Here is a 14,072-nt window from a genome sequence, read left to right on the forward strand (position 1 = left end):
GTTGTCCATTGCATGATTTGTAAGTATTTTTATACCTGGATCCCAGTGTCAAGCACTGGGATGACAACGGAAGATAGTGGAATGACACTGTGTGTTGTATACAACGTTCATACAATTGTGTACATGATGCTGGAATCCATTTATTTTTTTTCTGGATCCCAGTGTCAAGCACTGGGATGACAAAAGAGGGCTCTGGGATGACAGAAGAGAGCTCTGGGATGACAGAGAATTTTGTAAGAGATCTGCTTTGAATTGACATCACCTCATCTCCGGCACAGAATCACTTAAGGTTTTTGGTGGTTCTTTTGGCTTTTCATACTTACTAAGCAGTGGTAAAACTATCACAAAGTATGCAAAGTAATAAAGAGTAGATAGCCTACTCATAGTGATGTAAGGCTCTTTTACCTCTTGTCCTCCAAGCCAGGCAAGAAGTACAAAATTTATTGCAAAAACCCAAAAAAATTTCTTAAACACCGGGCGATAAGCACCACTTTTAACTTTTGATTTATCAAGCCAAGGTAACAAAAACCACACTAAAATAGACGCAAACATGGTAAGCACACCAGTAAGTTTATCTGGAATTGAACGTAGCATTGCATAAAAAGGTAAAAAATACCACTCTGGCACTATATGTACCGGAGTGACCATAGAATCAGCTTCTATATAATTGTCTGGATGCCCAAGATAATTGGGAGCATAGAAAACAAATGCGAACAAAACTACAAAAAACAGACCAAAAGTTATGCAATCCTTGACTATATAATAAGGATAGAGAGGGATGGTATCCTTATCTGATTTTACCTCCACTCCACTTGGGTTACCAGAGCCAAACCTATGCAGAGCTATCACATGAAGCATAGCTAAAGCAATAATAACAAAAGGCAGAAGATAATGCAGAGCGAAAAAACGGTTAAGTGTTGGGTTATCCACTGAAAAACCACCCCATAACCATATAACTATTTTATTGCCAATTAAAGGTATAGCAGAAAATAAGTTGGTTATAACTGTTGCACCCCAGAAACTCATTTGTCCCCAAGGCAATACATATCCCATAAAGGCAGTTGCCATCATTGCAAAAAATATAAATATTCCAATAAACCACACCATCTCTCTCGGTCTTTTATAAGATCCGTAATATAATCCACGCATTATATGAACATAGACTACCATAAAGAAGAGCGATGCTCCAACAGCGTGAGTGTAGCGTATTAACCACCCGTAATTCACATCTCGCATTATGCGCTCTACACTATTAAACGCATAATCAACATGCGGAGTGTAGTGCATAGCAAGAAATATACCTGTTATTATTTGTAAAATCAGCGCTATACCAGCCAAAGAGCCAAAGTTCCAAGCATAATTTAAGTTTTTTGGCACTTGGTAAGAAGCAGTGTGTCTTAGAAAAGAAAATATAGGCAATCTATATTCTATCCATCCTAATATGCCTTTTTCTTCTTTTATTGTTTCTTTTTTGTTATCTTCCTGCATAACTTAAACCTTTCTGAACACATGTCCATTGCTACTTTTATCTTATTTTTTTATTGTAGCAACTTATCCTTTACGCACAAATAAAAACTTTAAAGCAATATTAATTACCTCTTCAGCAACCTGTCACGTGCTGCGTTTAATTTTTGTGCAAAATATTCCGAGCCTCCTTTATCTGGGTGAACTAATTTCATTAAATTTTGATATGCTTTATTGATTTCATTTTGGTTCGCTCCAGAATCTATTCCTAGCACTTTAAATGCTCCATCTCTGAACATGTTACTACTACCAGACTAGTATGATTTTGTCTTGTAAATTTATTCAACAACCCTATTCTAACTATATAATGAAAAATTATCTACAAAGTGTTTATGAAGATGGTATGAAAATCCAACTATCTAAAGTCAACAAATATTTATTAGTTTTACTGATTACTGTCTCAGCATTTCTCATATCTGGGCAAGTATCCAGTTCAAGCAATATCGAGAATGATTTTCAAGATTTACAAGAAAAATTACCATTATTGAAAGATCAGGATTTGTTATTTTTAGATCCAGCTTCAGCTTTAAATTATGGTGATAGGGCAGGTAAAAAAGTGTTAATGGTTATAGTTCACCATACTGAAACATCAACACTAAAAGGTACAAAAGATACGCTGAATGCTAGAGGATTGTCAGTTCATTTTATTGTCGATAGGGATGGCAGCATCACCTTAATGGTTCCATTAGAGAAAGAAGCATGGCATGCTGGTATTAGTTATGCAAGAGTTAAGGTAGATAGTAAGCTTGAAGAGTTACGGAAGCTTAACAACTATTCTGTAGGTATTGAAATTGTAAACACAGGACTTGAGCCTTTTCCGGAAGAGCAAATGAGATCTGTTAAAGAGCTGATTTTATACCTTATGGAGCGTTTTAAAATTAAAAGGGATATGATATTTAGTCATTCTGAAATAGGAACTATAGTGTATGATCCAGAGCTTGGCTATACAATGCGTAAACCAGATCCACACAAATTGTTTGATTGGGAGTTATTAGAGAAAAATGAAATTGGATTGCACATAAGTGACAGAATAAACCCTAAAGATGCTAAACACAAAATGGGCAAAACATTGTATAAAGCAGGTGATAGAAATGAAGGTATTTTGAAATTAAAACAAAGGCTGAACAGATTTTTCTATAAGATAGAACCTTGGAATGATAAGAAAGGTAATGTAATTTTTCCTGATAATAATGCTGATTACTCAGATGAGTTTGATGAGAATTTTGTATGGGTTATTTATCAGTTTTCAATACATAATTTACCAAGAGAAATTAGAAAAGATCTACCTCTTAAACTAGAACAAGCAGATATATTTCCTGAATTCTTTAGTGAATATAGTCATGGCATTTCTTCTAGTTATCTAACCTTTAGTGAAAAAATTAAATCGACTCTACAACCATGTTTAAGCAAAGTAGATTATGAGAATTTATTATCTTCTCTTGCACAATATGAGAATAACATTTCTCCTGATGCATCTACCACTTTAATGTACAAAATTAAGTTATACTATGATTCTTATTTAAGATATCGCATATGGTCTTCACTCTATAAACCATTTAAGCTTAATGTATTGGAAGAGTTAGAGATTTTAAAGAGTGGAGTGTTATCTTTAAAATCACTAGATAGCTCTAAAGCTGCAGAAGTTTCCAGTTTAATTGATAGCTTTAAAGTAGATATTTCTTTAGAATTTCAGGGTTTTGAAAAACAGTGGTTTCAGGAGTTTAAGAATGCTTGGAGACAAGAATTTATACCTTCCCTGGAAGAACAGATAACATGGACTGCACTACATGAAGCAATATTGGAGTATTTAGAAAAAGCAAAGGAAGAAATTCGTTAAACGAAAACTTTTTTTAAGATCACTTTTTTAACAATTTATCACGTGCCGCATTTAGCTTTTGCGCAAAATATTCCGAGCCTCCCTTATCTGGGTGAACTAATTTCATTAAATTTTGATATGCTTTATTGATTTCATTTTGACTTGCCTCAGGATTCAGCCCCAGTATCTTTAATGCTTCATCCTTGGACATGTTATCACCAGTGTAATTTTCAGTATAACTTCTACTGCTACTAAATTCGTTCAAAAACTTACTCAATATAGAGTTCATCATGAAACTTATGTTATTTTTTTTTGTCAGGAAAAGAAAAAATACAACAACGCTAGGCAAGACAAATGTAACTACTATGAATATCAAAAAAAGGAAAAAGATGAATGACATGTATATTTTTTTATCATTTTATGATTAAATAGTAACAATTATAATCGTCATGGTAAATAACATGTTCATTCAGATTGAAGAAACACCTAATCCAAACACACTGAAATTTCTCCCTGGATTTGCAATTCTAAACGAAGGAGAAACGGCTGATTTTTCAAATGCAAATGAGATAAAAAATTCTAAACTAGCAGCAAATCTTTTTCAAATAGAACATGTGGTAAGAGTGTTTTTTGGTCATGATTTTATTTCAGTAACAAAATTGGGTGGAATTAATTGGGATACATTAAAAGTAGAAATTTTAACTACAATCATGGATCACTTTACTTCAGGTGGAAAAGCACTAGATAAAGAAGGAGTAAATGATAATAATATACCGGATGAAGAATTTTTTGATAAAAATGATATAGAAATTGTAAATAGAATAAAAGAATTAATGGAAAGTTATATCAAACCTGCAGTTGCTCAAGATGGTGGCGATATCAAATTTCGTGGCTATAAAGACGGGATAGTTTATGTTGAGTTACAAGGAGCTTGCTCTGGATGCCCAAGTGCTGCAATTACTTTAAAGCAAGGAGTGCAAAATATGCTGAGCTACCACATACCAGAGATTGCAGGTATAGAGACCACACTATGACTAATCAAACGGTTAGAGGAACAAAAGATCTCCTGTTTGATGAATGGTACAAGTTTAAACACATAGAGCAAACAGCAAGCAGAATCTCAAATCTATATGGCTTTTTGCCTGCTCAAACTCCGATATTTGAATACACGGAGGTTTTTACAAAAACCTTAGGTGATAGCTCAGATATCATCACTAAAGAGATGTATAGCTTCAATGATAAAGGGGGAAAGAGCATAACTTTACGTCCTGAGTTCACTGCAGCGATTGTCAGGCTACTCATTGAAAAAAAACTGCAAACACCGATAAAATTATTCTCAACAGGACCTGCATTTCGCTATGAAAGACCGCAAAAGGGAAGACAAAGGCAATTTCATCAGATAAATTTTGAGGTTTTTGGCATAGAAGATCCAAAAGCTGATATTGAATTGATATCACTCGCTCAGCACTTACTAACTGAATTTGGCATCAATAAAAATGTAAAGCTGGAAATCAACTCTTTAGGTGATGGTGAAACAATAACTAAATATAGAGAAGCTTTGATCTTATACTTTACAAAGTATCAAAATGATCTATCAGAAGATAGCAAAAATAGGTTGATCAAAAACCCACTCAGAATACTGGATTCCAAGGACGAGAAAGATAAATCAATAATTTCTGATGCGCCCAAAATCAGCAATTATTATACGAAAGAGTCCTCAGATTTCTTTGAACAAATACTAAATGGATTAACAATTCTTGATATACCTTATACCGTAAACAATAAACTAGTTCGAGGTTTGGATTATTATTGCCACACAGTGTTTGAGTTTGTTACAGAGGATTTAGGTGCACAAGGGGCAGTTTTTGCCGGTGGAAGATACGATAATTTAGTATCTTCAGTAGGTGGAAAACACACTCCAGCAATAGGATTTGCAGGGGGTATTGAGCGCATAATGGAGTTAATCAATTATTCTCCGAAAGAAGAGCGACCTATTTACCTAATTCCAATCGGTAGAGAGGTTGAAGAATATACCCTAACACTTGCGAATGAATTGCGCAGAAATGGTTTATATGTAATCTATGAATATAGCGGAACGCTCAGAACCCGAATGAAAAAAGCAAATCAAGCAAATGCTAAAGCTGCTTTAATCTTTGGCGATGAAGAATTGAGTAGTAAAACTTTAAAGATTAAAAACATGGATACAGGTGAAGAAAAAATAATTGCTCGCGATAACACAATAGAAAATATCTATTAGGAGCAATGCAAATGTTTTTCTCAGTCAGCTATAGAAGAAAATTCGTCTGCACAAGAATTTTTCATAGTATTCAATGTATCATAATCTGTAAAATCTAATTTTACCGGTGTAATAGTAATAAATCCTTCTTTTATTTTATTTATACTACCACTGCCTGAGTGCTCTCGAGACCAATTTAAGCTAAAAGAGCCATTCGAATTTTCAGTAAAAGTTAAATCCCCATCAATGTTATATTCACCTTGTTCAGCAAATTCTACTCCTTTTACTTTTTCCGTAGCAGGAAAATTTACACTCATCACTATGTTTTTAGGCCAACCAACCTTAACTAGCTTGGCAATAACCTTTGGTGCAAAAACCTTTGTATTGTGCCAGTCTATTTTATCATGATAAACTTGGCTTAGCGCAATAGAAGGTATAGACCTTGCAGCACCTTCCATTACAGCACCAATTGTTCCTGAATAACAAATATCGTCCCCGACATTTGATCCAATATTTACTCCGGACAATATTAAGTCTGGTTTTTTATTCATAACTTTATTTAGCGCAATAATGACACAATCTGCAGGAGTACCAGACACACTAAATTCCCTTTCACTATGTTGTTTTATTCCAATAGATTGTTTCACTGGATAATCAAGAGATCTTGCAGCTCCGCTTCTATCAGTATCTGGTGCCACTATCCATATTTCTGACGCAAAATTCCGTGCAACCTCTTTGAGTAATTTTATTCCTTCACTTCCAAAACCATCATCGTTTGTTATTAATATTATCATATACAATGTTCAGCTATACAGCTCCAAATTATGTAAACCACTGGCTGTAAATAAACTCATGAGGCTTTAAGTTTCTTTGCATAACTACGAACTGTAACAAAGAACCTGCTGTAAATCAATAGATTTCTTGCACAGGCCATAACTGTCATTACAATAGAAACGAAAAAACTTACTTGACAAACTCCGCCAGCCCCCTTATCATAAAACTGAAGCTATTGTATTTGCTTTCGCCAATCTGCAGATTAAAAGGTAAGGATTACTTAATGTATCGGCGTCTTATGTTTAATTTTTTGCAGTACATAGATACTGTATGTCTTTACAAAACTTCATCTACATCTAGATTTTTATCTAAATAAGCTGAACGCGCTTATAAAGCGTTACAAGACATCAAAAAATGCCAATACTCGACAGAGATAGTAAAAGACTAGCTAACTCGGGGATTCTTTGTCTTTTTTTCTGCTTAGTAAACTTCTTAAACATTTGCAGCGTAAGTTAGTTGCAATTAAAAGCAGCTTAATCTTGCTTGTCAAGCGTTTAAAACATAAAAAACGCCAATATTTTAAAGCGGATAATAACCACGGGGCTTCTTTTGCCTTTTTTTTTATTTGGTAAATTTCTTAATATTTATAGCTAAACAACAACCGTCATCCCGCTACGTGTTAGCGGCTAAGAGATACCGCGGCGGTATGACGGTTTGCGGCGGCATGACCTCGTCATTCCCCTACGTGTTAGCGGGATCTAGAGATACCGTGACGGTATGACGGTTCGCGCGGTGGCATGACCTCGTCATCCCGCTACGTGTTAGCGGGATCTATGCTTTGAGATACCGCGAATGAATCGCGGTATGACGGTGTAGATGATGGTTAAGTATCCCGCTACGTGTTAGCGGCTAAGAGATACCGCGGCGGTATGACGGTTTGCGCGGTGGCATGACCTCGTCATCCCGCTACGTGTTAGCGGGATCTCTTGTTAGCGGATGAGATACCGCGAATGAATCGCGGTATGACGTGTTGCTTGGGTCAGCTATAGTATTTCTTAAAATTAATAATAAATTTCTTGGCTAGCAAGAAGCTGTAAATTTTTTTGCGAGACCTAAGCCGCTTTTGATATAGCTAAAGGTTTACTGATGATTTGTCTCATTCCACTACCTGCTGACTTACTTTCTGCTTAGCATATCCATCAAATCAGATTCTTTGAGTTTACTATGGTCAACTTTACTGAACTTATTTACCATAGAGCTCATTTGATTATACTGCTTAATTAGAAGATTAATGTCAGTTACAGTTGTTCCGGACCCCTTAGAAATTCTAAGTCTTCTTTTGCCATTTAAAATATCTGGATTTTGCCTTTCTTTTTCAGTCATTGAGTTTATGATGGCTATATATTTTTTCACTTTATTGTCATCTGGCACACTGCTACTTAGCTTTTTTGTAAATGAACTAGGAATGAATTTCATTATGTTGCTAATGCCATCCATTTTACTCAGAGTTTTTAACATTCCCACTAGGTCGTTTAGGTCGAATTTACCTTTTTTCACTTTCTTTTGTAACTTATCAATTTCTTCCTGACCAACAATCTCAGCAGCTTTTTCAACCAATGAGACAACATCACCCATGCTAAGTATTCTTTTTGCAATTCTATCTGGATAAAAATCATCGAGGTCACTTAATTTTTCACCACAAGCAATAAATTTAATTGGACAATCGGCGATCATTTTCATAGAAAGAGCAGCACCACCACGTGCATCACCATCAACACGGGTAAGAATAATGCCGGTTACACCTATTACCTCATTGAATGATTTGGCAATGTTGACCGCATCCTGGCCTATCATTGCGTCGGCTACTAAAATAACTTCTGCAGGTGAAGCTATTTCCTTTACGGCTTTCAACTCATTCATCATATTATTGTCAATATGAAGCCTGCCTGCAGTGTCTAGTATTAATACATCATAATTATCGTTCTTTGCTGCTGCCAGTGCCCTTTTTGTAATTGTAATGGGCTTCTCATCTATTACTACAGGTAAAGTTTGCACATCTATTTGTTTACCTAGCACTTCAAGTTGTTTCTGGGCAGCAGGCCTATAAATGTCTAAAGAGGCAAGCATCACTTTTTTCTTTTGCTTTTTTAGTTTTAAAGCAAGCTTTCCTGAGGTAGTTGTTTTACCTGCACCTTGTAAGCCCACCATCATAATCACAGCAGGGGGTTTAACTGCTAGATTTAAGTCACTTTTCTCTGATCCGAGAACTGCAACTAAATTATCCTGTACAATTTTAATTATCATTTGTGCTGGAGAAACACTTTTTATGACTTTTTCCCCAATCACTTTATCTTTAATGTCGTTGATGAATTTTTTTGCAACTTCAAGTGAAACGTCAGCTTCAATTAAGGCTATGCGTATTTCACGCATGGCAAGATTAAAATCATCTTCAGAAATGATTGACTTTCCTCTCAGTTTACTAAATACAGAATTTAAACTTTCAGTTAACGATTTAAACATAATAGCATTAGTAGAATACTCATTAAAAAGAGAGAAGAAGCTGAAACAAAACTCACTGAGTTATAACCCAGCACTTCTTTAAGTTTAGTAATATTATTAAAGTATAAACCAGTAAGTGGATTAGTCAAGTTTTGCACTACGCTGGCAAACATTTCTCTAGTTTTAGAGACTAACTGATTGAACAACAAGACAATATAGGATATGAAAGTTCTAAAAATCCAATCAACATCCATTTTAAAATTTACTCTCGGGTAAAATAACTTGCGTAAAGGAATAAACAATAAAGTGGTACATAGTAACAAATTAAATTGCGACAAAATATTTTTTGTGTTGTACACAAAATCGAAAATCGAAGGTTTATTGTAAATAGGTAAGTAAGGATTGCCAGCGATTACGCATATAAATGCTAAAATAATCATAGTCATTTTGCCTCCTCTCTCTGCTAAAGGTTTTGACTTACTTTTTGCAATAAATAAGTAATAAAGAAACTTTAGCCCCACGCTTAAATGAAGCAGCAAATTTAGAAGCTTATATAAATTTTTATACCCTTTTAAGGCAACAGTGTTCATTTCAATTTCAGCTGTGATATATGATTTACTGATAAATCCAACGGTTCCAGGAAATGCAGCCATTGTAAGTATTGCGATTATAGCACACATGCCTTCCACTGACATCAGTTTACCCACTCCATTAAAACTAATTGTTTTTGTTTGTGAAATAATCGAATTACTGACCACAAACAATAATGATTGATAAACAAGAGAGAAGATTATATGCAGTATCAAAATTGGTATTGCTTTTTCCGAAGGACTGAGCAAACTTCCTGCAATAATCAGCAAGCCCATTTGTCCTACAACGTTATAGCATAAAAATCTGCGAATATTTTGCTCAAGAGAAGCAAATATAATGCTGTAAATTGCAGTGATGGCGCCTACAAGCGCTAATATTTCAGTACAATCTTGCCATAGGTTATAAGTGTGTAAAAGCATCACTAAAAAAGAGACTTTAGTGGTAAATAAAGAGAGATATGTGGTGCCATGTAGCGATGCAGCAGGATATGCATCAACAACCCAAAATGAAAAAGGAAAACAAGCGCAGTTTATCAATAAACCCAAAATTATCAGGTTAGTGCTTTGAAGTGCCAATCCTGCTATTAATATAACTCCAACGAAAAAGTGTACACAAGCGTACCTTATTGCAGGTCCACTATCTCTACAGCTAGCTGCGATAATAAAAAATGCACTGATGGTCATTAATTCACAGAATATTATAACCAATATCATATGTTCAGATAAAACTGCATAAAGTGAACTAATAGTGTAAGCAGCAAAAGATAGCATCTCTGAAAAAGTCAAATTTTGTGCTGGTAGAACAGCTAAAAATGCAACTGATAAAAAAGATATTAGTATGGTACGAAAAGATAAATCAAAATCTAGAATTGGGAGAGACCAATTTACTGCAATGCTCAAATTTTCAGGTAATTTTAGGACTATAACTATTAATACAGTCAGTAGAAGTAACAGTGACGATTTATAAAGTTGCACAATAATTAAAACCAATATGGTTTATGCTATCTCAATATATGAATAAAATCAATTTGCATATTAACCACTAATTAAACTAATTATCATATAATTATATCAGAGTTTAGAGGGTTATAGAGAAACCGGTCAGATTAGGTTTTTAATCTAATCTGACCGATAGCTTTAATAGTGAGGTAAGCTTTAATATAGCACTCCTAATTCATAACGCTACACTCGTGCATAATTTATTTTTAATTTGTGCACGAGCGTTAGTAAATTATTTACTTTTTGAAATAAAATTTGGCATCACTTTAATATTGAGACTTAGTAAACCTCAGTAGGTCTGCCAGTTGGGCCCATAAGAATTATTTGCTCGCCTTCTCTTAAGTGTCTGCATAAATTAGTGGAGCCGCCGATTTCCAGCACAATAGTGGAAATAATTCCTTTTTTTTTGTCTACTTCAGTGCCAGTCACAGCTATACCTTCCATAGCAAGGTTAGTTTTTCTGCTATTGGTTTCAAAATTTTGCAACCTAAAAAATTGTCCAGGTTTAAAATTCTTTGCCGCAAGAGGTGCTTTAATCACTATTTCTATCACTTTATCTGTTAAATATTGAACTTTTATGACTTTTGCAGTGAATTGCTCTTTGATTCTATTAAATAATTCTTTATTAGCCAGGTCTTCAACACTTGACCACGCATTTTTTTTCTGGCCCACAACATCACACACTGGAATGACAGAAACGAAGCTATTAACTCCACTCAAAAGCTGAGAAATAATAGGGTAGCCGTTCTTAGCACTTGCCATAGCTTTCACGACGCTGCCGCTATACGAAGGATGAAGGTCACCAAAAAAGCTAATTGTTTTATTGCCTTGCTTGTATACTAATATTCTCTCTTTATTTTGCATTTTAGGAGAAAATATTGGGTCTATTTCTTTTCCCAATGAATTCAATTGAGTAAAATACCCATTACTTAATTTAAAATGCTTTTCATCTTCTGTTGCAATAACCGTATTTGGCTCAGTACCTGCTGCTATAAAAATAGAACGTGCTTTTATACGTTTGATTTCGCCGGATTTTGTGTCTATCAGTTTTATTGATTCAGCATGGTTATATTTATCCGTCACAACTTCAACTGGCTCTAAGTTTTCAATAAAGTAAATTCCTTCTGACAGTGCATTTTGCACCTCTTCGCTATTTAATCGATAACTTGGTGAATCTTTTAGCTCTTTTCTATATATAACTTTCACTCCCCCGAGGCTCTGCATCAACTCTAATATTTTTATTTCTCTATTCTCTTTTTTTGCTAACTCTTGCTCTGCTTGGATCAACTTTGCGTGCGATATGAGCTCATTTGCAATTTTGTGTTCTTCTTCTGTCCAATCTTTTTCAACACAGTCCTTTCCATACTTATCAACTAATATCTCATAACGAAGAAGAAATTTTTCTACTTGAATTGGATAATACGCTAAAGCTTCAGTGGCAGTGTCAATCGCAGTAAGCCCCGCACCTATGACAACTATCGGCATACGAACTTGCAGATTTGCTATAGAATCAAATTTAAGAGCACCAGTCAGTTGTAACGACATAAGAAAGTCAGATGCCATACGCACTCCACGAGCTAGTATATTCTTTATTTTGATCATTCGTGGCTTGCCAGAGCCAAGTGCTAGGGCAATGTGATCAAAACCCAAGTTGAACGCGTCATCAACATTAATCGTGCCACCAAAACGAATGCCTCCATAAAGTGCGAAATTCTTACGTCTTTCCAGCAGTAATCTAATAATCTTTAAGTAATTCTTATCCCACCGAGAAGTAATACCATATTCTGCCACTCCACCAAATCCTCCTGCCACGCGTTCACTCAATTTTTCGTGTTTGAAATCTTTAATTAGCTGGAAATTATCGATCAAAGGTTCAATCTTTAGTCCATCAATGGCGATAACGTTATGCCCATCATTCAACAAATGATGAGCTAAATTAAAACCAGCAGGACCAAGGCCTACAACTAGAACATTTTTTCCAGTGTTTCCTCTTGGCAATGGACGCTGAAAATTTAAAGGATTCCAACGGCTGAGCAGAGAATATATTTCAAATCCGTACGGTAAACTGAGCACATCATCCAGAATCCTTGTTTCAATTGCTGGCACATTTACGGGTTCTTGTTTTTGATATATGCACGAATTCATGCAGTCATTGCATATTCTGTGTCCAGTAGCTGCACATAACGGGTTATCTATCATCACAATTGCAAGACTTGCTATGCTGTACCCTTCGCTTTTCACCAGATTCATTTCTGATATTTTCTGTTCTAGTGGGCAGCCATGCAGCTCAACTCTAAGTGGAGACTTTTTGAAAGTGTTGTCATCATTGATTAGCCCCTTTGAGCAGCTGTCCTTACTTTGCTTATGACAAAATATGCAGTAGTGAGCATTATCTAGTGCTTTATTCAAACTCACCTTTTTGCTTGTTAGATCAAAACCATATCGTCTTTTTACTTCATTTGAATACAGCACTTCAACTTTGTCTACTTCTTTTTTAGAAAATAGTATGAGGTTTTCGTGGTCGATTTTTTTATGAATACTGAATAATATACTCTGTTTATTTTTTACTCTCCACACTGCATATTGTGCCGCAAGTTCTATTTCCTCTTTGTGATTTTCTTTATCTTCAAACCAATGCATCACCTGCTCAGCGAAATTTTTTTCTGTTGTTGGCAAAGTGAGAAAATGACTTAGTTTGTTAGTAATATCTATATTCGCCACATTAGTGTATTTCTTCAATGCATAGCGTTGGACAAATAACCTTTTGCATTTATATATTACAGCAAAGTCGTTGTGCTTTTTCTTTAGCTCTTCTATTCCTTTTTCAATATTGAAAAGTTTTGCAATAAATCCATCAAGTAAGTACGAAAGGTCTATTATTAACTGACTATCTGTCATCCAAGTAGCTGACCGTCCTTCTTGTTTTCTAGATCCCAGTGTCAAGCACTGGGATGACGGAGGGTGACACTGGGATGATGGGAGGTGACACTGGGATGACATCGAAGAAGAAGCTGCTTTTTCTCTTGCTTCAATTAATGAACAAAACAAGCTCTCATCACATGATTTAATATAATTCAAAAATGTCTCATCTAATTTTGTTAATCCATCACGAGTATATAGATTCGAAAATGAGATTTTGAAATTCAGCTTCATTGCTATACTATACAGTGTACATGCTGTTTCTTACAGATGAAGATTTTATTTATTTTGCAGTACTGCTGAGATTGTTGCTTCTGCAACTTTTTCTTCGCTAACAGATGCAATACACCTAAATTTGTGTACACCTAAACACACACTTTGAATGTTAGCTTGAAGAATCAATGTGTCCCCTGGAGTAACTGGCTTTCTGAATTTTGCATTTTCAATGGATCTCAAGTAAACAACTTTATTTTCTATTGTTTCTTTACCAAGAACACATATGGCAGATGCCTGAGCTAGAGATTCAATTATCAAGACTCCGGGCATTATTGGATGACCAGGGAAATGGCCAATAAAAAATGGCTCATTGAAAGTCATATTTTTGATTGCTTTTATACTTTTACCAGGATCACACTCTATAACCCTATCAACCAAGAGGAACGGATAAGAATGTGGCAATATTTTTATAATATCACTGATATTAAATTGCATAATC

11 protein-coding genes are annotated in these 14,072 nt (G+C 35.1%); 3 read left to right on the top strand and 8 right to left on the bottom strand.

Annotated features, from left to right (window positions below; all coding sequences use genetic code 11):
* Nucleotides 1-258: 258 nt before the first annotated feature.
* Nucleotides 259-1,488, bottom strand: coding sequence for a cytochrome b (locus AAGD62_RS01855; RefSeq protein ID WP_006280242.1), 1,230 nt, complete (start codon nt 1,486-1,488; stop codon nt 259-261).
* 104 nt (nt 1,489-1,592) lie between these two features.
* Complete coding sequence (locus tag AAGD62_RS01860; protein WP_010082675.1) at nt 1,593-1,763, bottom strand: J domain-containing protein; 171 nt, start codon at nt 1,761-1,763, stop codon at nt 1,593-1,595.
* 68 nt (nt 1,764-1,831) lie between these two features.
* Here AAGD62_RS01860 and AAGD62_RS01865 point away from each other — a divergent pair, with 68 nt between their 5' ends.
* Nucleotides 1,832-3,361, top strand: coding sequence for an N-acetylmuramoyl-L-alanine amidase (locus AAGD62_RS01865; protein WP_223823148.1), 1,530 nt, complete (start codon nt 1,832-1,834; stop codon nt 3,359-3,361).
* Nucleotides 3,362-3,380: 19 nt separating this feature from the next.
* Here the strand turns inward: AAGD62_RS01865 and AAGD62_RS01870 are convergent, their stop codons facing one another.
* Nucleotides 3,381-3,632: a J domain-containing protein gene (locus AAGD62_RS01870; RefSeq protein WP_223823149.1), complete on the bottom strand. Its 252-nt coding sequence runs from the start codon at nt 3,630-3,632 to the stop codon at nt 3,381-3,383.
* Nucleotides 3,633-3,801: 169 nt separating this feature from the next.
* Here AAGD62_RS01870 and AAGD62_RS01875 point away from each other — a divergent pair, with 169 nt between their 5' ends.
* Together AAGD62_RS01875 and hisS are read left to right on the top strand one after the other, a co-directional pair.
* Complete coding sequence (locus AAGD62_RS01875; RefSeq protein ID WP_155969464.1) at nt 3,802-4,374, top strand: NifU family protein; 573 nt, start codon at nt 3,802-3,804, stop codon at nt 4,372-4,374.
* The gene (hisS, locus tag AAGD62_RS01880) at nt 4,371-5,597 is read left to right on the top strand and encodes a histidine--tRNA ligase (protein ID WP_155969466.1); all 1,227 of its coding nucleotides are present in this window, start codon (nt 4,371-4,373) and stop codon (nt 5,595-5,597) included. The genes AAGD62_RS01875 and hisS overlap by 4 nt, the downstream gene beginning before the upstream one ends.
* Nucleotides 5,598-5,617: 20 nt before the next feature.
* Here hisS and surE read toward each other — a convergent pair whose 3' ends face one another.
* The 5 genes from surE to fabZ form a co-directional block, all read right to left on the bottom strand.
* Entirely contained in the window at nt 5,618-6,370 is a 753-nt protein-coding gene (surE, locus tag AAGD62_RS01885; protein ID WP_010081939.1) for a 5'/3'-nucleotidase SurE, read from the bottom strand.
* 1,156 nt (nt 6,371-7,526) lie between these two features.
* Nucleotides 7,527-8,870: a signal recognition particle protein gene (ffh, locus tag AAGD62_RS01890; protein WP_151808007.1), complete on the bottom strand. Its 1,344-nt coding sequence runs from the start codon at nt 8,868-8,870 to the stop codon at nt 7,527-7,529.
* On the bottom strand, nt 8,855-10,414 hold the full coding sequence (locus AAGD62_RS01895; RefSeq protein WP_155969468.1) for a proton-conducting transporter membrane subunit: 1,560 nt from the start codon (nt 10,412-10,414) through the stop codon (nt 8,855-8,857). Before AAGD62_RS01895 ends, ffh begins: the two co-directional genes overlap by 16 nt.
* A 303-nt stretch (nt 10,415-10,717) precedes the next feature.
* Nucleotides 10,718-13,591 carry an FAD-dependent oxidoreductase gene (locus tag AAGD62_RS01900; protein WP_341812755.1) on the bottom strand — a complete coding sequence of 958 codons (2,874 nt, stop codon included), beginning with the start codon at nt 13,589-13,591 and terminating at the stop codon, nt 10,718-10,720.
* A gap of 45 nt (nt 13,592-13,636) precedes the next feature.
* Nucleotides 13,637-14,068, bottom strand: coding sequence for a 3-hydroxyacyl-ACP dehydratase FabZ (gene fabZ, locus AAGD62_RS01905; protein ID WP_155969472.1), 432 nt, complete (start codon nt 14,066-14,068; stop codon nt 13,637-13,639).
* Between the last annotated feature and the right edge of the window lie 4 nt (nt 14,069-14,072).

The sequence above is a fragment of the Wolbachia endosymbiont (group A) of Eristalinus aeneus genome (genome assembly GCF_964026915.1).
Classification (GTDB): domain Bacteria; phylum Pseudomonadota; class Alphaproteobacteria; order Rickettsiales; family Anaplasmataceae; genus Wolbachia; species Wolbachia pipientis.

Coding starts and splice junctions, on each gene's coding strand:
- AAGD62_RS01855 (WP_006280242.1), bottom strand. CDS start 1,488: ATGCAGGAAGATAACAAAAAAGAAACAATAAAAGAAGAAAAAGGCATA.
- AAGD62_RS01860 (WP_010082675.1), bottom strand. CDS start 1,763: ATGTTCAGAGATGGAGCATTTAAAGTGCTAGGAATAGATTCTGGAGCG.
- AAGD62_RS01865 (WP_223823148.1), top strand. CDS start 1,832: ATGAAAAATTATCTACAAAGTGTTTATGAAGATGGTATGAAAATCCAA.
- AAGD62_RS01870 (WP_223823149.1), bottom strand. CDS start 3,632: ATGATGAACTCTATATTGAGTAAGTTTTTGAACGAATTTAGTAGCAGT.
- AAGD62_RS01875 (WP_155969464.1), top strand. CDS start 3,802: ATGTTCATTCAGATTGAAGAAACACCTAATCCAAACACACTGAAATTT.
- hisS (WP_155969466.1), top strand. CDS start 4,371: ATGACTAATCAAACGGTTAGAGGAACAAAAGATCTCCTGTTTGATGAA.
- surE (WP_010081939.1), bottom strand. CDS start 6,370: ATGATAATATTAATAACAAACGATGATGGTTTTGGAAGTGAAGGAATA.
- ffh (WP_151808007.1), bottom strand. CDS start 8,870: ATGTTTAAATCGTTAACTGAAAGTTTAAATTCTGTATTTAGTAAACTG.
- AAGD62_RS01900 (WP_341812755.1), bottom strand. CDS start 13,591: ATGAAGCTGAATTTCAAAATCTCATTTTCGAATCTATATACTCGTGAT.
- fabZ (WP_155969472.1), bottom strand. CDS start 14,068: ATGCAATTTAATATCAGTGATATTATAAAAATATTGCCACATTCTTAT.